This window comes from Streptomyces caniferus (genome assembly GCF_009811555.1).
Classification (GTDB): domain Bacteria; phylum Actinomycetota; class Actinomycetes; order Streptomycetales; family Streptomycetaceae; genus Streptomyces; species Streptomyces caniferus.
Genome location: NZ_BLIN01000004.1, coordinates 91,105 through 112,449, shown reverse-complemented (window position 1 = coordinate 112,449; position 21,345 = coordinate 91,105). Strand labels below are relative to the sequence as shown.

Sequence of the window (21,345 nt, the reverse complement as noted above, 5' to 3'; positions counted from 1 at the left end):
GAAGGTCAGGTCGTCCACGCTGATCGCCACGTTCCCTCCCACCCAGACATCATCGCGGTGGCGGTTGAGAAATTCGTTCATCCGGTCAGCGAACAGGGCGCAGCGGTCGATGGGCGTTCTCCCTGTGGTGGGGGTTTCATCGAGTTGCTGCTTCAGTTGGTTCAGTCTGTCTTGGGCCGCCTGGCTCGTCTGCGTGGCGGCAGTCTTGCGGGTGAGCATCTGTTCGATGGCAGGCAGTGCCATGAGTTTTTGTTCTAGGACGGTGGTTTGGGCGGCCATCTCTTCGAGTCTGGCCATGAACGGTGCGAGGCGGGCGGCCCGGTCGACGTTCAGCTGCCTGGCGATATCTTGATGGGTGCTCTGGGCGTGCCGGTGGTCGGCCTTTGCTTGGTCGAGGTCGCGGCTGGTTCGGGCGATGACTTCCTGGAGGTCGTCGGCCTCTGCGGCCAGGGATCGCTTCTCGAGTTCTCCGCGTCGTCTGCGCTGGTCCTCTGTCACCGGCTGGGTGCATACGTAGCAGGTACCTTCGGGGTGTTCGCGATGGATGTCGATCTTCTGCTCGCAGGCAGGACACAGGCGCACTGGCAGGCTGTCGAAGATGTCGACGGAGGCTAGAAGGCGTTCCATACGGGCGATCTCTGCCCGGACCGTGTTGCGAGACTGCATGTGGGCAGTCAGGACCTGCTCGAGGCCGGCGACGGTCTCGGCGGTGCTCGTGAGGTTCTGGGTCGCCTGCTCGTACTGCTGCGACAGGTTGGCGTCGTAGCCATGGCTCACTGCCCCGGCATCGCCTTCTTGGCGTCGTCCGGCAACAAGCTGCTCCACTTCGCTGGTCAGCTGGGAACGTTGCCTGACAACCGCGTCGAGCTCGACCCGCAAGTCGATTTTGATGGAGTTGACCTGCTGTTCGCTCCTGGGAGTCGGCAGATGCAGGTTCTCGCAGACGGCTGCGACGGCTCGGTCTGTGCTGTCATGCACCTCTCGTTCGGCCGCCTGCGCCTGTGCGAGTCGGCGTTGTGCTGCCGCAAGCTCGAAGTCGTGGTTGCTGTACCTGGTCGGGGCGAAACCCAAGAGATAGCTGATGACGGCTCGTCTCAGGAACTCTTGTTCCTTGTCAGCGAACTGAGTCCACGAGTCCTCGTTGCGGTAGATGTGGCGCAGCACGCTGCGGAACGTCAGGGGTGTGAGCTCAGTGGCGGTGGTGGCCTGGATGCCTTTGGGAATACTAAGGATCGGCCAGCCAAGCTTGTGCAGGATGCGGTCGGAGAACTCGCCGACAGGGAATTCGTCGCCGTCCAGTACGACCTTGTTCTGGCGCCCGTACTGGAGGCTGCGCCGGATTTCCGTTGGAGTGCCGTCCAAGGTCAGTTCGGTGCTGACCTCTACGTACTCGTCGGCGACGGCCGCCTTCAGGGCCTCGGTCGGGCTGTCCCGGTTGCCGAGACAGTAGTCGATGGCCTTGAGCGTGGTGGTCTTCGAGCTGTTCCTGACGCCAGACAGAACGCTGAGGCCAGCGGTGTTGAACGCGTACGTATCCATCTCGCCCGACCTGTGCACCAGCGTGACCGACTCGACTCGCAGCCCTTTGCGGAAGGGTGTCAGGTGCGTCGTCATGGCCTGATCTCCTGGTGGTAGGCGAGGTCCGCTACTTCCTCGGGGAATAGTTGGTAGACAAGGTTCTTCAGGTCGGTCCCGGACCACTGCGCCAGGTTGTCCCTCATCGCACGGCATCGAGTGACGATGGGGTGGAACTCGTCCATGTCCGCCAGCGCTGCGGCCGCTCGCTTTCCGCCCGAGGTCAAGCGGACGCGCTCTGGTCTGTGGCTGGTGGTGATGGTGATGAGACCGCGGGCCATGAGGAAGGCCAGAAACTGGCGGTAGCGGGGATCCCAGGGACCGAATCGGTACCGGATCATCGGGGCCTCTACTTCCTCGGGCATCGACGCGCGAAAAGCGCCCTGTCCACTCAGGGTGTCGGCGAGTTCCGTGTGTGCGCGCTCGAGGAAAGCCGGGTAGCGCAGGAAGAAGTCGAGTTTCGCGAGCTTGGTGCGGCCGGCGATATGAGGACCGGGGGCGCTGCCGCACTCGGCAACCAGGAGCAGTAGCCGAGAGGCGTGAAAGTCTGGCGAGTCGTCAGGGTCCCATGGACGGTGGGGCGGCGGGACGGCGCTCGCGCCAATGCTATGAAGCATCGGCGTACCGGTTCTGACAGCGCGCGGTGATGTCCGCAAGTACGGCGTGAGCTCGAGCGAGGGACACGGTGCCACTACTCACCGCGGGGATGCCTTCCACGCGGGTCAAGGTCTCGAAGTATGCCTCTGAGCCGGCGGGGATGCGTCCGGCGCGTCGTTCGGCCATGACGCGTGAGCAAATGGCGTGGACTTCATCGGCGAAGGCGTCCATCGCCTCGCGGGCTGGACCGAGGCTGGCACGCCAGGCACGACGGTACTTCAGCGCGTTGTCCAAATGTCCTGCCGCCTCGTCTGCCGGGACTCCGGCGACCGCGAGCTTGTCAGTGAGTTTCGTGAGAGGCGCAGTGGTTCCGTCCGGCCTTCGTCCGGTGGCCCGTGTGATCGCTTCGTAGAGCATGTCTTGGAAGTCGCTGGGGCCCACTTTGCGTGGCACTGGAGTAAGGGCGTCGCGTGCGATGCGAGCTCCGAGCCAGACCAGGACGTCTTCGATGTCAGTGGTCAAGGGCGGCTGCCCCAGAATCTTCGTCACGATCGGTCCGAGCCGACGTAGAGCCCTGTCCTCAACCTGCTCGATCGTGCGGCCCTCAACAAGGACCTCAAGACGGTCGACGCACCAGCCGATGTCGCGGCCTTCGGGAAGATCCACGCCTTTGAGTCGAACAATGATGTCATCACGGATCTTCAACGGGACAGGACTCCGCTGCTGTCCGCGATCGACGACAAACGCATGGAAGTCGAGGTGCGGGCTCTCGTTGACGATGAAGGTGAACCGAGTCTCGGCTGGAAGGGGTTTCCCGAGGAACAGCTTTGCCAAGTAGCTCGTCTCTGGCTTCTTCGGAATGTCCGGTGCGCACACGTTGGCGACACTGTGCCGCTTGCCGGCTTCCTCGATGGTCTTCACCTGGCGGTATGCGGGCGCGTCACCGTTCCTACAGACGATGTCTTCCAGGTCCTCCCAAGAGACCTGAGTCCACATGCCCTCATGCATGTCGAGGCAGTCCAGAAGCGTCACCGCGTCTTGGTAGGCGAAGCCGCGCCGACTTCGGCGTCCGCCGTCAGCCGGCGCTGCAGACATCGGCGCCCCGATGCGTCAGGCGCCCGTAAGGCGACACAGAATTGACTGACGCCCCTGTGGCTCGCACCCACACCCCCTAGATCATCCAAGGCGGCCAAGTACACCACTGAGTAACAGAGTGTGGCAATACGTATGACGATCAGCGACAAAGTTGCCCGTCTCACCGCCCTTGACGGTCGTTACCGACGAGCGGCGCAGAAGGCACGAACCAGGCGTTCCAATTTTGGACGCAGCACACGGCGCTCGCCCGGCCTGGCAAACCGGCCGGGCCACACTGCGTTCGCGCGGGGGACGTGAACACCCCCTCAACGACGCAGCGGGGCCCAGGGCAACGGCAATGTGTACACCTGGTATGCCGCGGTGGTTCCGTCGTCGGTGCACCGGTCGCAGGTGCCGGTGCGGGTGAAACCGGTCTTGATAAGGACGCGGCCGGAGGCCGGATTGTCGGGGTGGTGCATGGCCTCCAGGCGCTCCAGGCCGCCGGTGGTGGAAGCGAAGGCGACGACGTGCTGGGCGGCTTCGGTGGCGTAGCCGTTGCCCCAGGTGTCCTCGCGGAGGATGTAGCTGAGGGTGCCCATGGTCGGGGAGCGTCGCCGCAGGGCGATCAGGCCGATCATCTCGTCGGTGGCGATGATGCCCCAGCTCCACTGCGCGCGGGGGTTCTCGACGGCTCGGGCGAGGGCCGTGCGGATCTTCTCGTGGGCCTGGTCGAGGGTGAGGGGCTTGCCGGTGGTATGCCGGATTGAGGCGCCGCTGTAGATGCGGGCGAGGGCTGGTGCGTCGTCGGGGGTCAGGGCGCACAGGGTCACCATGCGGCGGTCAGCTCCTTCGCGGTGGGCCGGTCGGTGGGGTCGGGGCCAGGCACACGGGACGACGTCCTCGAACTCGGGAACGGCCATGGCCGGACATCGTGCAGCGCGGTTGTGGTGCCCTTGGCGATGACGGCCAGCTTCTCCAGCCGGTCGAGGCGGTCGTCGTAGGGAATGGGGTGGTGGCTGGTCCAGCACCAGAGCAGGGAGGCGCCAGGCTCCGGATGGTGGTCGTTCAGCGGTAGGGGCTCCAGCGGCCGAAGTGGGCCATCAGCTTCCGGGCCGCGGTCTCGTTCAGCCCGAGGGCGGCGGCGGCCTGTTCGGCTGTGGTGTCCTGTCGGGCATCGTGGGCTGGCCAGTACCCGACCTGTCCCGCGGTCACCTCCAGTCGGCGGGCTGCCCGTACGGCCGCCAGCGGTGAGGTCTTCGCCAGCTTCTCGATCTCCTCGTGCAGCTGGGCCAGCAAGGCGGTGACTGTCTCCGGCAGGGGAATGGCCGACTGCTCCACCTCGGCGGTGTGCGTGTCCCAGTCCTCCATGCAGGCATCAGCCGTGACGGCCGCCGCCTCGGTCAGCTTCCGCTCGCCGATCTCGTTCCAGTCCAGCTTGTGCTCTGGGCCGTTCCATCCGCAGGAACACACCGCGCGCAGTGCCGCCGCCCGCGGCCCGTGGGCGAGGCCGCCGTCGTAGACGCTCCACTGCGACACCGACTGGCCACCCGCACCAGATCCCGTATCGAAGAAGACGGAGGCCGGGACGGTTCCGTCGGCCAGCAGCACACCGACCGCGCCCTCGTGGGAAGAGCCGAACTCCTCCGTCGTCCACGTCTCCCGCTCACCCATGGCACCCTCCAGCCCCTCTGTCCACGCCCACGGCGCCCTCGACCAGGCACCGAAGACGACAATGCCGCGCCCCGGCAGGCGCCACCATCGAAATCCCCAAATGGGCACGCTGCCCCCGGTCACGCCGGCGGACCCGCCGACGAGCTTGGAGCTGACCGGCGACCGCCCCCGGTGAGCCGACCGTGGTGCCGTCGGCCACCCGGATCGGCCGCCGGTGTCCGGCGCCGCCGGCGCGGCGTGCAGGGCCGGCCCGGCCCGGCCAGATTGAGGGTAAGCAGGGGGGTAGGCGCTCGCCGCCAGTGGGATAAGTGGTCACACCTGCCCGGGTAAGCGGCTGCCCTCACCGTGCGGAGCAGCGAGTTCCCGGGGGATCGCCCGAGGCAGCCGGTTGGCCACCAGCGCCAGGCCGCCGCCGTGCTGTGGCCGATCGGCCACCTCGGCCATCGGCCATCAGTACCCCCGCCCGGCCACCGGCCACCCTTGGCACCGCTGCGGCTCACTGGCCATCGGCCATGGCCGATGGCCGACGCCGGTATATCGGTCATCGGCCATCCGCATCAGGGCAGCCGTGGCCGGTGCGGCACTCCGGCCACCCCTCGCGCTTCACACTTCCCGGCTGTCGACCAACCGGAACAACCCCGGTGCCCACACCCGGCCTTCGCACACGTCGCAGTCGCACGTGTGCATGCACCGCCCGCACGACAGCTCATCGCAGAACGGATCCGGTCCGTGCCACTGATGCGCGGGATCGGGGTCCGGGCACCCCCACGCCGCACAGCTCCGGTCCTTCGACCACGTGGGGTAGATGACGTGCTCGCGCCGCCCTTCGATGCCATGAGTCAGCGGAACACCAGGGCACTCGAACCGGGAAGCCCGGCCGCCCTCCGTCGTCAGGAAGGCGGCCCGGCACCGAGAGCACTGGTACCGCTGCTCCGGGCGCTTGATCAGGCGGTGAGTCACCGGACGACCTGCCGCTGAGGCCGGGGCGTCGTCGCATCTGCGTCCCGGATACCCCAGGCGCCATGCCGCGCAGCGGATACCCGATTGCTTACCCCGCCCCGGATACCCGCAGGTGAGTAGGGGGTATTTGCTGCGCGTCGGCTGCGGTCAGCGCAGCGCCGCAGCGCATCGGCCACACCGCCGGGCGCTGCGCACCGCGCCGCCGTGACGGGCCGGCCGGCGTCGGCCATGGCGCATGGCCAACGCCGGCACATCGGCCATCGGCCATGTAGTGGACCGGCCAGGGCTGATGCGACACGTACTCGGCCACCGCCCGTGCGCTCCTCATCGGCCATCGGCCCTCGGCCCCGAAGTCCGTGATCAACTTCGTGCGACGGCCTCGCGCGGGTGGCTGACGTCTCGGTGCGTGGATGGCCGATCGAGCGGGGATTTGTGCAACCGGGGTGAGGCTTCGCGCTACTCCCGATCTGCCGAAGTGAACGCTGCAGGAGGGCATCGGCGTGGAGCAGCAGGCGGTCGCCGTGCACCACGGCCAGGGCATCGTGCGCGGCGCCAGGATGCGGCTGAGCACCCGCCGGGACGCGATCGAGGCGCTGGCCGCTGGCGTCCAGCGCGGGCTCCGGGTCGGCTGAGGAATCCCGTCGCGTCCTGGGGCGTGGTGCCTCGGCGCGTTCCGCCTCCCACCGCGCGACGATCCGCGGATCCGGTCCGCAGAACACATGCCGGAGGCGGCCGCCCTCATCGGCCGGAGCCTTCGAGGCGCTCCGGGCCCGCTTTCGTTCCGCCTCCTGCCGCCGCGCCTGCTCCGCACGTTCATCGATGCTGCGACGGATCTCCGCGACCCGCTCCACGGAGCGGCGCATGTCCGCGAACCTGGCCTTCACGCGCCGCTCCGCCTCCACGCCATGAGGGAGCGGCGGCAGCATGCGGGCAGCGCTCTTGGCCTCCTCACCGGTCACCCCGGGCCTCCGGGCTGCCCGCAGACGGGCCGCGTACGCCTCCCGGTCGGTGGCATGCACGTCATCCGGGTACAGGTTCGCGAGGTGCAGCGCACGTGCACCATCGGCCGTAGGCGTCAATGGGTGCCCGCGGCGGGCGCGGTTCAGCATCCCGGCCCTGACCAGCATCAGCAGGCGGTCTGCGCGCGTCTTGTGCCCCCGCCCCCCGCCATTGGCGCCCACGATCCGTGGCTCACCGTCGGCACCGAGCACCAGCCGGCCCGCCGCTGCGGCCCGCATACCCGCATGGATCTGGTCCGACCACCCCAGCGTCGGCACGATCGTCTGTGCGTCCTCACGGTCCATCTGTGCCTGCACCCTCGCACGGCTCTCCGCTTCGGCCTCTACGTCCGCGAGGGCCTCGGCATCCGCCGTCCGGTCCCGCGTGTCCGCGCCCGTCGGCAACGCCGGCGCGTCGCCGACGTCTGCCCGCTCTGCGCCGCTCTGCGCCGCCGCCAGTTCCGCGTCGCCGAACAGTCCGCCGTCCTCCGCCGGGGCCGAGGGGCGCGGCTGGCGACGGCACTTCGGGGCCACGTACAGGTCCGCCAGTTCCTCCGCGCCGAACAGCGATTCCTCGGTTGCGGCCGGGACCGAGGAGGCGGCCACCTCAGTCACGAACAGCCCGTCTGCCAGGGACAGCTCGGCGCGGCGGCGGTCCTCCGCGATCTCGTCGCACTTCCGGCAGGTGCGCAAGGTCCGGGCGGCCAGTCCCCTGGACGCGGCCTCCGGGTCCACCGGGTTCGGTGCGAACTTCCCGCAGTAGCCGTCGACCTTGCCCGCGTCCTGGCGGTGCAATTCCGTCGTGGTGCTCTTGGTGGTGGCGTAGTGCATGGCAGTCCCCTTCTCGTGGTGGTGTCGGGTGGTGGGTGATCAGGCGGCGATCAGGTGGTTGTGCGCCGTCTGCCGTGCCCGGTTGGCGGCCTCGGTGCGGGTGCCGCGCTGCATCTCGTCCCACTGCGCGAACGTGATCCGCGGTTCGACGTCCGCCCAGAAGCGGGTCAGGTCTTCCGAGGCTCGTGCGTAGGCGATCGTGGCCGGGCCGCTGAACAGGGCGCGCGGGTTGATGCCCTTCGCGGTGGCCTTGCGGTTCAGCAGGTTTCCGCGGCACCAGTCCTCCGCGCGCTTCCACTGCTGCTCGCAGTGCGCGCGGTAGGTCTCGCGCGACTCGGTCAGGGAGTAGGCGGCGCGGGCCGACTCCTGCTCCTGCTCCCGCTCCTGCTCCCACAGCGCGATGCGCAGGATGCGCTCGCCGTCTGCGCGCACCGCGGCGTCAGCGTCGCTCTCCAGCGGGAGGGCATCGCAGCCTGCCCACATGTCGACGTCCGCGGCGTCGTCGGCCAGGAACTGGTCGCCGAACAGGTCGTCGGCGCTGTCCTCCAGGTCTTCCCCGACCAGGTCGGAGCGCAGCGCACGCAGCGCGTGTGCCAGCTCCTCCCAGTCCATCTCGGGCAGGTGGCAGGTGGGCGCCTGAGCGGGACGAGCCGGCGACATCTCCAGGCGGATCGCCCGAAGTTCGCCCTGAATCTCGTCGAAGCTCATTGCTGACCGCCTTTCGTGCCGTCCATGTGGTGATGCCACCACTCTAGTATGTGCCACATACCAAAACAAGGAAATGGTATGCGTCATATACGTGATGTGGGTAACATTCACGCCGCGCGTCGGCAGCAACCGCAAGCAGCAGTGAGGCGAAGTGACGGGACGCCGCCGCCCCGGGAGTGACGGGCGCCCATGCGCTCGGAGGCGATGAGGGCGCGCACAACAAGAAGACCCCCGGGGTATCCCCCGAGGGTCTGATGCTGTTCGAGATGTCGTTACGTCGTGGGCGCGGCGCGGCGGCGCATGTCCTCAATCGCGTGCCGGGTGACGCCGTACAGGTCAGCCAGGCGCTGCGGGAGCCCGCGCTCGACCTTGGCTTCCTTGGTGGCGAGAGCCGCAGCATCCCGCTCCGCCTCCGCCTCCCTCAGCGCCCGCTCGGCCGCCCTGACCTTCTCCTGGGCTTCCAGGAACGCCTTCACGCTGCTGTCCTTCAGGTCCGCTTCACTCAGCGCCTGAGGGTTCGGCTGTCGCTTCGGTGTCTTCGCCATGCGCGAGATGATACATGCCACATACCACGACGGTGAATACGTCAGCGTGGGATATGCCGCTCGATTTCGCGTGCGAAGCACCAGAAGCCGGCGCGATCCGCTGGACCACGCACCGCGCCGCGCGGTCCCAAACGAAGAGAAAAGAGCCTCTTCCTCCTCCTGAGGAAGAGGTGTCAGCGGCGCAGGGCGCATACCCCCATGCCCTGACCTGCATGAATGCGCCTGGGCGCCAATTCGACCTGGTACGCACGGTGGTACCCACGGTGGTACCCACGGTGGAACGCACCGTGGAACCCACGGTGGTACCCACGGTGGTACCAATCCAGCACCGCTCGGAGCGGCCAGTCCGGCGGACCGCAGGCAGATTGGCCTGCCCCAATGTGATCGGCAGGCGCCCGACTCGCGGACCGCGTTGATGCTGAGGATTTTCGGCATCTCCCCGGAGATGACGTTGCCGACCTCGGCGCCCGGGAACACTGTGACGGCAGGCAGTTGCCAAAAGCCGTAGTGGACAAGGCGGCCGGTTGCCATCCTGACGGGATGGAGGAAACAGAAGACCGGTTGAGCCTGCCCCGACCCCGCTGGGCGAATGCCGAGATTGCCGTCTGGGGCGGTGCCAGCGAGGACGATCTGGCCCTCGCGGGCGGCTATCTGAGAGTGGCCGAGACCGCTGCCCGACACTGGATCGCCCACGGCCCGGACGACCGGATGCCCCTCCCGATCCTCTACAACTACCGGCACAGCATCGAACTGTCGCTGAAGTGGTTGATCCGCAAGGCCGCCCAGTGCGTGCTGCGCGAGGGCTATGCAGGAGAGGAAGACCTCAGCTCCGACCAGTTGGACAAGCGCCTGCGCACGCACAACATCAGGAGGCTGGCGGACTGTCTCAACCGGTACCTGGCCCTGCTGGACCTGCCCAAGGTGGAACAGCGCATCGATCCGGAGTCCTGGAGTCAGCTCAACTGGCTGGACAGCGAGGATGCGTCAGGGGAGACCTACCGGTACGCCGTGGTCGGCCACGGCGCCGGCAGGGCCCCCGCCCGGCCCGTGCAGCAGAACGTCAACTTCTACGAGCAGGTGAACGAGCTGCACAAGCTCGCGCACCTGCTGTGGGGCGGCTACTCGGCTCATCTCGGTGAGTACGAGAACTGGCAGATCGAGTACATAGAGGCCATGGACACGGCCGGCTACTGAAGCGCTGTGCCGTCGCTACGGTGTCGGCTTCTTGTGGCGGGTGAGGAGCTCGGCGAAGAAGTCGGAGATGAGCTGGGGGCTGTCGAGCCGGGTGAGTTCCCAGCCACCGAAGCGGTAGATCTCATAGCCGGCCAGCCGCAGACGGCGGTCCTCGGCGACCATCTCTGAGTACAGCCTGGGCGAGGCGGTGTAAGTGGTGCGGCCGTCCACGCCGGTGAGGTTCTTGGTGCCGTAGTGGTGGGCGCCGTCGACCTCGATCACGATGCGGCAGCGGTCGGGAGCCAGCAGCAGGAAGTCCATGCGCTCACGGTGCAGAGCACCGCTGTGTCCGCCGCTCTTGCGGGTGTAGGGGTCGTAGTGCAGGTAGACCTGCGGGATGAGGGCGGGCAGGTCGAACCCGTCGGGTTCGGCGTAGCGGGTGCAGTACGTGCGCAGGACCGTCTGCTCCGGCAGAGAATCCAGTGAGCGGTACAGCCTCCGGTACAGGGCATCGGCGGCCTCCGGCTCCGCGGCGTCCGGCATGTGGTGCGCCTGCCACCAGGTGACCATCTGCCGCCAGGTCAGGCCCTGTACCGGCACCGGGTCCTTATACACGAGGCAGTTCTCAGCGTTCCGTACGATCTCCACCTCGTTGCTCACCGCGTCCCGCAGCACGATCTGCGGCTTCGGGCCGACGGCCGCGAAGATGAGGTTCTTGAAGGTGCCACGGGGGTCGTTCTTGAACCGCTGCTCGTACTCGGCCTCCTGCTGGTTCTCTAGGGCCTGCCTGGTCGGCCCCAGCAGCTCTTCGATGCACTCGCGGCGCGCCTGCCAGCCGCCGCCCCCGGACATGTCGTTCTTGCGCCAGTAGTCGTAGAAGCCGCTGTGATGGCGGAACGGCAGCTGCGGCGGCTCAAGGCCCAAGCGCTCGAGGACCGCCCGGTGCGCTTTGACGGCGAGGACGACTTCCTCGTCGTTCATGCGTTCGTCGTGGCGCGTGCCCCTGGCGACGAAGTCCTCGTGCAGCAACCGGGTCAGGGCCACGGCTACGTCCAGGTCCGGGTGGGCGGACAGGGGACCGAACCGCAGGGATTCCATCAGCTCGACATCCAACTCCCACAGCTGGCACACCCATTCACCTGGCCTGTGGTCAGGCCAGTCCACGTGCTCATCGGGCCTGCCGCGGAAGAAGTCATCTGTCTGCATGTTCGCGCATCCCCCTGCCGTGCAGCGCTGTCAGAAGGAATTGTCGCTGGTGTCACTGACAAGGGGGAGCTGCGCACAACTGGCGAACAGGGCGGTGACATGCGGCGGGCCGCTCACGTCACCTACGTGAGCAGGTCGGGACCTCGCGGACGGCGTCCCGGACGGTGCAGTCGACGCCGATCAGGGTGATCGAGGCCGCTTCGCAGAGTAACGAAGGAGTAACGTCGGCGTCGTTTGCCAACAAGCGTGTTGATCTGCCAACTGCGCTGCGTTGTTACAAGGTGGCCGGTACGGCTGTGCCCGTGCCCGTGGACGTCCTCTGTCCACAGGCACTCCGCTCCAGCTTGGCCAGATGATCCCTTTCGACCGCCAACAGCAGGACCATGCCGGGAGCACCACCCCGGTTGACCGAAGTCGTGGTGCTGCGCCGACCGCTGATGCCTCGGGCCCCCAGAGCACTGACATCTCCGTTCATGGGCCGGCCGCAGCGCTGGTTGAAGGGGCCACCGGCCACCCCCCGGAAGGTCCCCGCAGGGGGATACCCGCGCCCGGCGGTGCGGATACCCCACTGGATACCCCAATTGACCTGCAACTTTGCCGATCTGGGGCAAGCAGTTTGGTAAGGGGTGCTGAGCAGAGTTCACGGCAGTCGATCCGAAAGGAGCCTGCCGTGGATGCCGTACAGCCGACGTTGGTCACACGTCTGAACACCGAGTGGGAGTGGCTGTGCGCCGACCGCGGCAGCGCAGACCGCGTGCGTTCCTGGATGCTCGGCGCCGGAGTGCTGGACGCCCAGCAAGCCCCCGCCGATCTGGGTGAGCTGTGCGCTCTCCTACGAAAGCGTGCTGAGCGTGGCGAACCGGGCTTCATCGACGCCTGGATGGGTGTCCTGCTGCACCGGGTGAGCGCCGGCGACAGGCGGGATGCAGAACTGGCCGCCCGCGTGCTGGTCCAGGCGATGCTCCCGCACGCCTGCCGCATGATCCGCGGCTGTGTGCGCAGCGGCGAAGACATCGAGGACGTGGCGCAGGTGGTGATCGCCTCCCTGTGGGAGGTGGTGCGCACCTTCCCGATTGCGCGGCGGCCGCGGAAGGTCGCGGCAGGTCTGCGGCTGGACTTGTGGCACCGGGTTTCGCGGGAGCTCAAGCGGGAGCTGGCGCCCTCCGAGCAGCTGGATGAGACGTGGGCGGCGGCGCTGCCGGGGGGTGTCGAGCCCGAGGACGCTGTCGAGCCGGTTCTGCTGGCGCGGGCCGCCGAGGAGGCCGGCCTTCAGCCAGCGGCCAGTGCGGTGGAGGAGCTGGAAGGGGCCCGCGGCGAAATGGTCGCGCTCCTGGTGTGGGCGCTGGAGTGCGAAGTGCTCACGACGGAGGCGGCGTCCGGGATCTGCGACCACTACCGCGAGGGCGCGCCGCAGGATGCCGCAGCGGCATCGGCGTGGGGGGTGAGCCCGGTGGCGCTGCGCCGTCGGCGGAGCCGGGCGGTGGCGCGACTTCGGCAGGCGGCGCCGCAGTGGGTCGAGGCGGCGTGAAGGCCGTCAAAAGTTTTTCGGTCGCTGTGTCACATCAGGGCCGATCGAGCTCCCTTCTCTGTATGCGGGGGGATTCCGCGCACCGACCAACGGAGGGAGCCGTCGTGAACGAGGGGCTGGGACATGAGGGAGAAGCGGTGGAACTGAAGGCGGAGGAGTTGCGGCTGGTGGCGATTCGCCGACGGGCGACGCAGCTGGCGGTCGCGTTGGTGACGGAGCCGTTCTCGACCGACACCCACGAGCAGCTGCGGTCGTACGTGGAGCAGGACGCGGATGAGGCGCAGGTGCTCGTGACGCAGGTGCTGGCGCTTCCGCCGGCGCGGCTGCGCGAGCGGATCGCCGAGTTGACCCAGTCCAAGACCGTGCAGCGCGAGGTGACGGCGTGACGGCCATGTTCGGCCCTGCGGGCCACGGCAAGAGCCAGGCCCTGAAGGCGGCACTCAAGGACCAGGCAGCGGCTGCTCGCCGCGACGGCCGGCGCATCTGGGCTGTGGACCCGACGGGTACATGGGGGCATCTGCTCCGGAAGGGGCCGCAGTCATGAAGTGGCGCCGCAAGGAAGAGCAGACCCCGCCGGTGGAGGAGCCTGCGGTGCCGGACACCGGGTGGGCCACCACGTCGATGTCGACGGGCGCGATGGCGAACTGGACGGCCGTGGTGCGGTGGAGCGCCTGGGGCCTGCTGCTGACGGGACCGCTGCTCGGCGGCTGGGCCCTGGCCTCCGCGACGACGCCGGTGGCCGTGCCCACGCGGGCCAAGGCACCGCGGGCGCAGCCGGCGACATCGGATGCGGTGGCACCGGCCGGCTTCGCCGAGCTGTACGTCGCCGCCTATGTGAAGGCCGGCGACGGTGACGCCGATGCCGAAGAGCTCGCCGCGTACTACCCGGCGGCCCGCTCGATGTCGTGGGCGGGCGAGGACGGGGCGGAGCGTGTGGAGTCGGCGTCGGCGGTGCAGGTGCGGCAGGTCTCGGCCGGCTACTGGTCGGTGACGGTGGCCGCGCGGATCACCGGTTCGTCGAAGGGCACCAAGAGCGGCAGCGTCCGGTACTTCCAGGTGCCGGTGGGGGCCACCGGCGGCCGCGGGGCCTCGGGCTGGACAGCCGCGGCACTGCCCGCCGAGGTCGCGGCCCCGACCGGTTCCAAGGGCGCAGCTCCTGAGCTCTCGTACGGCGCAGGGCACGCGCCGCTGGATTCGGATCCGGCGGTGCAGACGGTCCGCGGCTTCCTGGCGGCGTACCTGACGGGCGCGGGTGAGCTGGACCGCTACCTCTCCCCCGGCACCACGCTGCACGCGGTGCGGCCGGCGCCGTACACGGCGGTGACGGTGACGCAGATCGCCGACCACGGCCAGGGCCCGGCCGAGGGCGCCGAGACGCAGACGCCGCCCGACGGTGTCCAGCGCCGGCTCCTGGTCGACGTCGAAGGCGACGGCAAGCACACGAGTGGTCGGCCGATGACGTACGCGATCGAGCTGCGCGCCCGGGACGGCCGGTGGGAGGTCGCCGCGCTCGAAGCGGCGCCCGCTCTGGCGACGTCCCCCAACTCTTCAGATTCTCAGGAAAGGCACGGCTCATGAACGGGCTCATGCAGATGGCAGGTGCCATCTCCGACTTCAACAGCCTCACCTCCCAGCTCAAAACCGCGGCTCTGGTGGGCGTGCTGGGGCTGATGTATGTCCTCTCGGTCGCTTCGGTGTGGCACCAGACCAAGAGCGTGATGAAGGCCGCTGTTGCGGCGATCGGCGGGGCGGTGGTCATGGCCATCGTCGTCAACATGACGGTATTGAGGGACAAGATCGGCGAGGACATCAAGAACCCCGGTGGCACAGCGGCACCGGCCGCAGTCCGCGTTGTCGACCACCTCGACCCGTTGAACGGCGGCCGGCGATGAGCACCACCGCTGCTTCGCCGGAGCCGCTGATCGGACGGTGCTTCACCAAGGCACGCAAACACACCCTGGTGGTGGGGCACTGGCCCGGCGGCGGCCGCATCTGGGGCGGCCCCTACACGGTCCCGCAGATCACCGTCGCCGCGGCGACCTTCGCCGCGGCCTTCCTCACCCGCGCGCTGTGGGCGCACCACGGCCTGGTCGACGTCCTGCCGCTGGTCGGGGTGCCCTACGCCCTGGCCCTGGTCGTGGGCCGGATCCACGTCGATGGCCGCAATCCTCTGTCCGTTGCCGCCAGTGCGCTGGGCCTGGCAGCGAGCGGCAGCGCGGGCCGGATGGACGGCCGCCCCGTACGCCAGCGCCCAAGGGGCGCGCTGGTGGGCGTCTGCACCCTCACCTGGCAGCCGACGAACGAACCCGGCCGCGCGGCCGCACCCCGAGAGCCGGGTCCTTCGCTCGACAAGCCGGGACGCCCGATTCCCGCACCGGCCGTCCCGGAGAACAGGCCGGCCGCCGATCGGCCCGCGGCCGAAGTCCCGGTGGTGCGGGTGGCGTCCGGCGTCGGCGCGCTGCTCGCGGCACGGGCCGCGAGCACCACGAACACAAACGAGCAGGGGCAGTAATGCGCATTCCCGTACGGCACATCGCCGGCCAAGTCATCTGGACCCGTCACGGCACCTGCTGGGCGCTGTGGCGGGTGGAGGGCAGCGGCCACGCGCAGTCCTCCCGCACCGTCAAAGAACGCCGGCTGCGTGCTCTGGAGTCGCTGGTCAAGCAGTTGCGCGGCGAGGCGATGCTGCTGTCGCTGTGCCCGCAGGTCGACCCGGCCGAGGTCGTGCGGCGCATGACCGATGGTGTCGACCTGGCCGCCTGCGAGCGTTACGCGCAGCTGGCGACGCGGGTGTGGGACCAGTTGGAGCGCCTGGAGCTGACCAGCCGGACGGACTGGCTGGCCGTCCCGCTGCCCGCCGGCACCAAGCGGCAGGCGGCTGGCATGGCGATCGATGCGGCCCGCGCGGAGATGGCCCTGCAACTGGGCCTGTTGCCCGCGCCGGTCGGCGCCCGTGAGGAAGTGCGGCGGCTGCGGCAGGCGCAGGAACTCGCGGCGGCCTGGCCCTCGACGGTGGCGCTGCGTCCTGCGACCGAGGCCGAGATTCTGTGGATCTACGGGCACAGTGCTCGCCGCGGGGTGCTGGAGCCCCTGCTGCCCGAGCCGGAGCAGTACACCGGCCGCAGGCGCGGCCGCGGCGCAGCGGCACTGGGGCAAGTGGTTCTGGCAGAGGGCGCCCTTCCGACCGCCGAGGGTGGCGACGATGCCGACGTGCACCGAGGCCGGTTCGGACGGCGCTGGTTGCAGGTGAGCACCCAGTGGGGCGAGTCCTACCAGACGATCCTGTCGCTGACGGAGATGCCCGAAAGGTTCGTTTTCCCGGGCTCGGAGTACCTCGCCTCGCTGGACGAGTTCGGCTTTCCGGTGGACTGGGTGATGCGGATCAAGGTGACGCCCGGGGATGCCGCCGAGGCCAAGGCCCTTCGGCAGGCACGCGAAGTGGCAGGCCAGGCCGGGGAGTACGAGGGCGAGACGGCCGGCGTTCCCTCGCGGGTGCTGGAGGCCGCGGAGGGGATGGACGAATACCGCACGGCCCTCACCAGCTCGAAGAGCGAGGTTGAGGTGCAGGCGATGGGGGCGCTGTGCGTGTGGGGCGCCACCCCGGCCGAGGCCGAGGCCCGCGCCGCCGACCTGCAAACGCACTTCGCCGGCAACGACTACACCTTCACCCGCCCGCTCGGCGAACAGGAGAACCTCTGGTACGGGATGCTGCCGGGCGCCCGCACACCGAAGGTCATGGCCTCCTACGCCCAGGTGCTTCTCGCGCGGGACTTCGCCATGGCCGGCGCCTTCGGTGGATCGGCCCTGGGTGACGCCAAGGGCCCGCTGTACGGGCTCCAGCTGGCCGGCGGCGGCACCCGTCCGGTGCTGACCGACTGGTCGCTGGGCCCGCGCAAGGCCGCTTCCGCGTCCGCTGCGTTCATCGGGGAGCTCGGCGGCGGCAAGAGCGTCGCGATGAAGACCGCCGTCTACGGGATCCTCGCCGCCGGCCGCAAGAGCGATCAGCCCGGAAGCCGCGGGCGGGCTGTCATTGTCGACCGGACACCGCAGCAGGAGTGGGTCCGGTTCGCGCAGGCGTGCCCCGGCACCACCCAAGTCATCACGATCGACGACCAGGCCCAGGTCTCCCTCGATCCGCTGCGCACCATCCTCGACCGCGCGCAGGCACAGCGCCGCACCGAAAGCTTCCTGACGCTGCTGCTGGGCATTGCCCCGATGAGCGACCAGGGCGTCGCACTGTCGGAAGCGATCGCAGCGATCCTGGCAGGCCCGGCGCCGTCCATGGCCGCGCTGGTGGGCGAACTCCAGAGCCGGGGCAAGCGCGATGCGACCTCGAATGCGGTAGCGCGCAAGCTGTCCTCGGTCGCGCGCAAGGACCTCGCCCGCACCATCTTCGACCCCACGCTGCCGGTGGTGGACACCTCGAGGGCCGATGCGATCGTCTTCGCCACCGCCGGCCTTGCCCTGCCCAAGGAACACGAGCTCAGCGCTGACCGGCTGGCGACGCTGGAGTTCGAGAAGGTCTTCGGCCGGGCGACGCTGTATCTCATCGCGGCGCTGAGCCGAGAAGTGTGCTTCGCCAACCCTCACGAGTTCTGCGTGGCCGTGTGGGACGAATGCTGGTGGCTGACGTCCAGCCCCGAGGGCATGAGCCTGCTCCTGGAACTGGTTCGCGACGGCCGCAAGCACGATGCCGGCGTGTTTGCCGGCAGCCACGATGGCGAGGACATCGGCCCGAAGGAAAGCGCCGCGGGGCAGGTCATCCGCGGCCTGTTCCCCCGCAAGTTCCTGTTCCGGCAGACCGACGTCGCCCTCGCCCGGCGCGGCCTCGCCTTCCTCGACCTCGACCCGGGCGATGCGGACCTGGTGGAACTGGTCACCACCGGCCTGTCCCCCGTGGACGTGGACGACGAGCTCCGCGCGCAGCGGGCCGGTGAGTGCCTGCACCGCGACCTGTACGGCCGGATCGGTGGGATGCAGATCGTCGTCCCGGCCGACCCCGAGGCAGAGGCCGCCATTCACTCCGACCCGGCCGTACAGGTCGCGGCATGAGGTGGCTGCGCCTGGCCGGGCAGACGGCGTGCGCAGGGCGGTGGGGTGCCTGGCGGCTGGTGTTGGTGCTGTGCGCCGCGGCGATCCTCACCACCGGGCTGGCCGCGCACGCGGCCGCAGCGCCGGTGCCCGCGCCGTCGGCCTCGACCAGTGCGCAGCCCAGCCCGCCCGAATCCACCACTGACGGAAAGCCGGCGCCCGGTGCAGCGGGTGGCGTGGCGTACGAGGACACCGCGCAGGGCAAGGCGGCCGCGAAGAAGGCGCAGCGGGAGGCCAAGGAGTCGCTGCGCAAGAAGCTCCACCGCCTCGGCATCGGCAAGAACGACCTCCTGGACAGCTTCCATGTCACCGATGAGCACGGCATCCCCGTCAGCGCGTTCAAGGTGGACTCCGAGAGCGGCGACTGGTCCGACTGGGGCCTGAAGGTCGACGAGTGGCTGACCAGCCTGCTGTTCATGTGCACCAAGTGGATGATCGCGTTCGCCTGCTGGCTGCTCACCTGGGCGCTGGGCTTCAAGTTGGCCTCGCTGCTCCTCAAGCCGGCCATCGCGGTCTCCGACTCCCTCTACAACAGCGTCGTGGTGCAACTCGGCTTGCCCGGCCTGTGCCTCGCCTTCAGCGGCACCGTCGCGGCCTACCACTTTTTCTTCGGTGACCGCTCCCGCGGCTGGGGCGAGCTCACCGCGTCCCTGCTGATCTCCGCGCTCGCGGTCACCAGCCTCGCCTCGCCGCCCCAGACGCTGCTCGGCCCCGATGGTGCGGTGGGCAAGGCGCGGGACCTGGGGGTCGCTGTGGCCGCCATCGTCATGGGCAACGAGGACCCCACCGGACGGTCGCACGACGCGGTGCTCAGCATCACCACGCCGATCACCGACGAAATCGTCAATGCCTTCGTGGTGCAGCCGAGCATGGTGCTGACCTACGGCCAGACGTTCACCGACGACACCAAGGACAAGTGCGCCTCCCAGTTCACGTCCTCCCGCATCTCGACCGCATTCGTCAACGAACAGGTCGCCAGGCAGACCAAGGCGATCAAGGACATGCCGGGTGCGGGGGACATCCTCGCGCCCGGGATCGGCGGCAAGGTCGAGGACTTCGTCAAGGACAAGGCCGCGCAGTGGGGCGTGGACACCTTCGGGCCGGTCAAGCCCGACGCCAAGTTCGAGAAGGCGTGCGTCAGCGGCAACGCCAAGGAAGCGAAAAAGGCTTCCGGCGACAAGCTCGCCGGAGCCGCCTTCATGTTCCTGGCAGCACTGTTGGTCTGCGCGCTGATCATCGGGCTCGCCGGCAGCTACCTGGCCGCCCAAGTCTGGCTGGCGGCAGAGGCGATGCTGCTGCGCTGCGCACTGATCGCCGGCACCCTGCCGGGACCCGGCCGAGCGTGGCTGTGGTCGCGGGCCGCCGCGATCGCCCGCGGCCTGGCCCTGCTCGTCGGCCTCGTAGTGGCGCTCGGGGTGTTCGTCGTGGCCGTCACCGCCGTGGTCTCCGCACCCGCGGCGGACCTCCCCGGTGGCATCGTCGTCCGCTTCGTCACCGTCGACATCCTGTGCGTCGGTGCGCTCATTTTCCGCAAGCGCCTGATCAGGGGCACGCAGCAGATGGCCGCCCGGCTCAAGACCCGCGTCGGCGCATCCAAACTCGGAGGCACCGCAGCCCCGTCCAACCTCGGCACCGGTGGTGGCGGTCGGCGCGGCACCCTGGGCAAGATCGGCGGGGCCGCGCTGATGCTCGGCATGATGGCCGCCACCGGCGGCACCGCCGGCGCCATCGGCGGCGGCCTGGGCCGGGCCGGCAGCGCCCGCACCCTCGGACACCTGGCCAAGGGCGCCGGCCGTCTCGCCCGCGGGGCCGAGAAGACCGTACGTGCCGGGGCCCGGACCGGCGTGCGCATGGGCCGCTTCGGCCTCAAGTACGGTCCCGGGCTGCCGGTGTACGGCCCCCGGGCCGCACACCGTGCAGTGACGGCAGCTCAGGCTGTGCCCGGCCAGCTCACCGGTGCGGCCAGCCAGATCAAAGACCGCCTCGATGCCGCACGCGAGACGTACGAGCCGCAGGTGCGGGACTTCGCCGACGAGTACTGGCGCGGCATCGGCGGCCGCTGGATCAGCAACCGTGCCCGTGCCCGCCGCGGCCTGCCGCCGCTGCCCTCCCGCCCCGCCGGCCGCTCGGCCCGCCGAACCACCGGCCCAGCAACGCGGGGTGCGACGGGCCGGACGCCCAACCCGGCGCCCGCCGCTGCGCCGCGGCGCAGCCGTCGCCCGCAGATGGTGCCGAACCGGCCGATGACCCCGCCGGCGTCCAGCCAGCAGGCGAGCCTGCAGCAGCGCCTTCACCGCATCCGCACCCGCGCCGCCGCTGCCAACCGGCCCATCACCCCGTCCGCACCGCCGCGCCGCCAGCCCTCGCCGCCCCTGCCCACACGGCCCAGGAGGCGTTCGTGAAGAAGCCCGCCATCGCTACCGGCGTCGGCCTCGGCACAGCAGTGTTCGCACTGATCGGCGTGCTGGTGCTGTTCATCGCCGCCGTCGCCAACGGCGCCGCCGGCCACCAGGAGGAGCAGGGCGCGGCCGGGTCGCAGATATCGATGCAGGGCGGCCAGGTCGGCGACATCCCCCCGAAGATGCTGGCCCTCTACCGGCAGGCGGCTCCGGCCGGCTGCCGCGGGCTGGACTGGAGCGTGCTCGCGGCGATCGGGAAGGTGGAGACCGACCACGCCCGGCACCCCACCATGCGCAGCTCGGCCGGCGCGGTCGGGCCGATGCAGTTCTTGCCGAGCACGTTCACGGGGTACGCGTACCCGGTGCCGCCGGGCGGCGCGAACCCGCCGACGCCGTGGGATGCCACCGACGCGGTGTATGCGGCGGCGCGAATGCTGTGCGCCAACGGTGCCAAAGCCGGCACCAGCCACGGGGTGTACAAGGCGATCTACTCCTACAACCACGCCGACTGGTACGTGAAGAAGGTCCTCGACCAGGCCAAGACGTACGCGGCCGCGCAGCGCAGCGGGCCCGACTCCAACACTGACGTTGCCTCCAACGCGATCGTCAAGGCCGCCTACACCCAGCTCGGCCTCCCCTACATATGGGGCGGCGGCACCATCAACGGGCCGTCCGGCGGCGGCTTCGACTGCTCCGGACTGACCTCGTACGCGGTCTACCAAGGCACCGGCCACAAAGTGAAACTGCCACGCACCTCACAAGAGCAACGCCACGTCGGGACGCCCGTCCCCCGCGAACAGATGCAGCCCGGCGACCTCATCGTCTTCGACAAGCACAATTGGGGACACGTGGGGGTCTACGCCGGCGGAAACCGCATGATCGACGCACCAAGACCCGGCAAATCGGTTGAGATCATCAGTCTGGCCGGGTACTGGGAGCAGTACGCGTGGGACATCCGCCGCGTTGCGTGAGAAGCAGTTCGAGAGTCA

Annotated in this window: 18 protein-coding genes; 9 read left to right on the top strand and 9 right to left on the bottom strand. The window is 69.3% G+C overall.

The features are described from left to right. From Scani_RS16655 to Scani_RS16620, 8 genes are all read right to left on the bottom strand, one after another. Nucleotides 1-1,614, bottom strand: a 1,614-nt coding sequence (locus tag Scani_RS16655; protein ID WP_159476410.1) for a coiled-coil domain-containing protein, incomplete at its 3' end; no start/stop codon positions are given. Beyond that, a complete protein-coding gene (locus Scani_RS16650) occupies nt 1,611-1,916 on the bottom strand; it encodes a hypothetical protein (protein ID WP_159476407.1) in 306 nt (101 codons plus the stop codon). The genes Scani_RS16655 and Scani_RS16650, both read right to left, overlap by 4 nt. A 265-nt stretch (nt 1,917-2,181) precedes the next feature. Further along, complete coding sequence (locus tag Scani_RS16645) at nt 2,182-3,267, bottom strand: dsDNA nuclease domain-containing protein (protein ID WP_159476404.1); 1,086 nt, start codon at nt 3,265-3,267, stop codon at nt 2,182-2,184. Between the two features lie 305 nt (nt 3,268-3,572). Further along, nucleotides 3,573-4,079: a GNAT family N-acetyltransferase gene (locus Scani_RS16640; RefSeq protein WP_159476401.1), complete on the bottom strand. Its 507-nt coding sequence runs from the start codon at nt 4,077-4,079 to the stop codon at nt 3,573-3,575. A 232-nt stretch (nt 4,080-4,311) separates the two neighbouring features. Then, nucleotides 4,312-4,917: a hypothetical protein gene (locus Scani_RS16635; RefSeq protein ID WP_159476398.1), complete on the bottom strand. Its 606-nt coding sequence runs from the start codon at nt 4,915-4,917 to the stop codon at nt 4,312-4,314. Between the two features lie 956 nt (nt 4,918-5,873). Beyond that, nucleotides 5,874-7,706 carry a hypothetical protein gene (locus Scani_RS16630; protein ID WP_159476395.1) on the bottom strand — a complete coding sequence of 611 codons (1,833 nt, stop codon included), beginning with the start codon at nt 7,704-7,706 and terminating at the stop codon, nt 5,874-5,876. A 39-nt stretch (nt 7,707-7,745) separates the two neighbouring features. Continuing rightward, nucleotides 7,746-8,414, bottom strand: a complete 669-nt coding sequence (locus Scani_RS16625; protein ID WP_159476392.1) for a hypothetical protein — start codon at nt 8,412-8,414, stop codon at nt 7,746-7,748. 272 nt (nt 8,415-8,686) lie between these two features. Then, nucleotides 8,687-8,959: a hypothetical protein gene (locus Scani_RS16620; RefSeq protein ID WP_159476389.1), complete on the bottom strand. Its 273-nt coding sequence runs from the start codon at nt 8,957-8,959 to the stop codon at nt 8,687-8,689. Nucleotides 8,960-9,499: 540 nt separating this feature from the next. Between Scani_RS16620 and Scani_RS16615 the strand changes: the two genes are divergently transcribed. Beyond that, the gene (locus Scani_RS16615; protein ID WP_159476386.1) at nt 9,500-10,153 is read left to right on the top strand and encodes a hypothetical protein; all 654 of its coding nucleotides are present in this window, start codon (nt 9,500-9,502) and stop codon (nt 10,151-10,153) included. Between the two features lie 15 nt (nt 10,154-10,168). Here the strand turns inward: Scani_RS16615 and Scani_RS16610 are convergent, their stop codons facing one another. Next, on the bottom strand, nt 10,169-11,338 hold the full coding sequence (locus Scani_RS16610; protein ID WP_246295927.1) for a hypothetical protein: 1,170 nt from the start codon (nt 11,336-11,338) through the stop codon (nt 10,169-10,171). A gap of 670 nt (nt 11,339-12,008) precedes the next feature. Here Scani_RS16610 and Scani_RS16605 point away from each other — a divergent pair. The 8 genes from Scani_RS16605 (at nt 12,009) to Scani_RS16570 (ending at nt 21,327) form a co-directional block, all read left to right on the top strand. Next, nucleotides 12,009-12,866 carry a hypothetical protein gene (locus Scani_RS16605; RefSeq protein ID WP_159476383.1) on the top strand — a complete coding sequence of 286 codons (858 nt, stop codon included), beginning with the start codon at nt 12,009-12,011 and terminating at the stop codon, nt 12,864-12,866. Between the two features lie 104 nt (nt 12,867-12,970). Further along, complete coding sequence (locus Scani_RS16600) at nt 12,971-13,252, top strand: hypothetical protein (RefSeq protein WP_159476380.1); 282 nt, start codon at nt 12,971-12,973, stop codon at nt 13,250-13,252. A 154-nt stretch (nt 13,253-13,406) separates the two neighbouring features. After that, the gene (locus Scani_RS16595; RefSeq protein WP_246295925.1) at nt 13,407-14,444 is read left to right on the top strand and encodes a conjugal transfer protein; all 1,038 of its coding nucleotides are present in this window, start codon (nt 13,407-13,409) and stop codon (nt 14,442-14,444) included. Beyond that, complete coding sequence (locus Scani_RS16590; RefSeq protein WP_159476377.1) at nt 14,441-14,758, top strand: hypothetical protein; 318 nt, start codon at nt 14,441-14,443, stop codon at nt 14,756-14,758. Before Scani_RS16595 ends, Scani_RS16590 begins: the two co-directional genes overlap by 4 nt. After that, complete coding sequence (locus tag Scani_RS16585; protein WP_159476374.1) at nt 14,755-15,378, top strand: hypothetical protein; 624 nt, start codon at nt 14,755-14,757, stop codon at nt 15,376-15,378. The genes Scani_RS16590 and Scani_RS16585 overlap by 4 nt, the downstream gene beginning before the upstream one ends. Further along, a complete protein-coding gene (locus Scani_RS16580) occupies nt 15,378-17,918 on the top strand; it encodes an ATP-binding protein (protein WP_159476371.1) in 2,541 nt (846 codons plus the stop codon). The genes Scani_RS16585 and Scani_RS16580 overlap by 1 nt, the downstream gene beginning before the upstream one ends. Next, a complete protein-coding gene (locus Scani_RS16575; protein WP_159476368.1) occupies nt 17,915-20,359 on the top strand; it encodes a hypothetical protein in 2,445 nt (814 codons plus the stop codon). The genes Scani_RS16580 and Scani_RS16575 overlap by 4 nt, the downstream gene beginning before the upstream one ends. After that, nucleotides 20,356-21,327, top strand: coding sequence for a C40 family peptidase (locus tag Scani_RS16570; RefSeq protein WP_246295923.1), 972 nt, complete (start codon nt 20,356-20,358; stop codon nt 21,325-21,327). Before Scani_RS16575 ends, Scani_RS16570 begins: the two co-directional genes overlap by 4 nt. Nucleotides 21,328-21,345: the final 18 nt, after the last annotated feature.

Coding starts and splice junctions, on each gene's coding strand:
- Scani_RS16620 (WP_159476389.1), bottom strand. CDS start 8,959: ATGGCGAAGACACCGAAGCGACAGCCGAACCCTCAGGCGCTGAGTGAA.
- Scani_RS16580 (WP_159476371.1), top strand. CDS start 15,378: ATGCGCATTCCCGTACGGCACATCGCCGGCCAAGTCATCTGGACCCGT.
- Scani_RS16630 (WP_159476395.1), bottom strand. CDS start 7,706: ATGCACTACGCCACCACCAAGAGCACCACGACGGAATTGCACCGCCAG.
- Scani_RS16640 (WP_159476401.1), bottom strand. CDS start 4,079: ATGGTGACCCTGTGCGCCCTGACCCCCGACGACGCACCAGCCCTCGCC.
- Scani_RS16590 (WP_159476377.1), top strand. CDS start 14,441: ATGAACGGGCTCATGCAGATGGCAGGTGCCATCTCCGACTTCAACAGC.
- Scani_RS16625 (WP_159476392.1), bottom strand. CDS start 8,414: ATGAGCTTCGACGAGATTCAGGGCGAACTTCGGGCGATCCGCCTGGAG.
- Scani_RS16610 (WP_246295927.1), bottom strand. CDS start 11,338: ATGCAGACAGATGACTTCTTCCGCGGCAGGCCCGATGAGCACGTGGAC.
- Scani_RS16635 (WP_159476398.1), bottom strand. CDS start 4,917: ATGGGTGAGCGGGAGACGTGGACGACGGAGGAGTTCGGCTCTTCCCAC.
- Scani_RS16650 (WP_159476407.1), bottom strand. CDS start 1,916: ATGATCCGGTACCGATTCGGTCCCTGGGATCCCCGCTACCGCCAGTTT.
- Scani_RS16575 (WP_159476368.1), top strand. CDS start 17,915: ATGAGGTGGCTGCGCCTGGCCGGGCAGACGGCGTGCGCAGGGCGGTGG.
- Scani_RS16585 (WP_159476374.1), top strand. CDS start 14,755: ATGAGCACCACCGCTGCTTCGCCGGAGCCGCTGATCGGACGGTGCTTC.
- Scani_RS16595 (WP_246295925.1), top strand. CDS start 13,407: ATGAAGTGGCGCCGCAAGGAAGAGCAGACCCCGCCGGTGGAGGAGCCT.
- Scani_RS16615 (WP_159476386.1), top strand. CDS start 9,500: ATGGAGGAAACAGAAGACCGGTTGAGCCTGCCCCGACCCCGCTGGGCG.
- Scani_RS16645 (WP_159476404.1), bottom strand. CDS start 3,267: ATGTCTGCAGCGCCGGCTGACGGCGGACGCCGAAGTCGGCGCGGCTTC.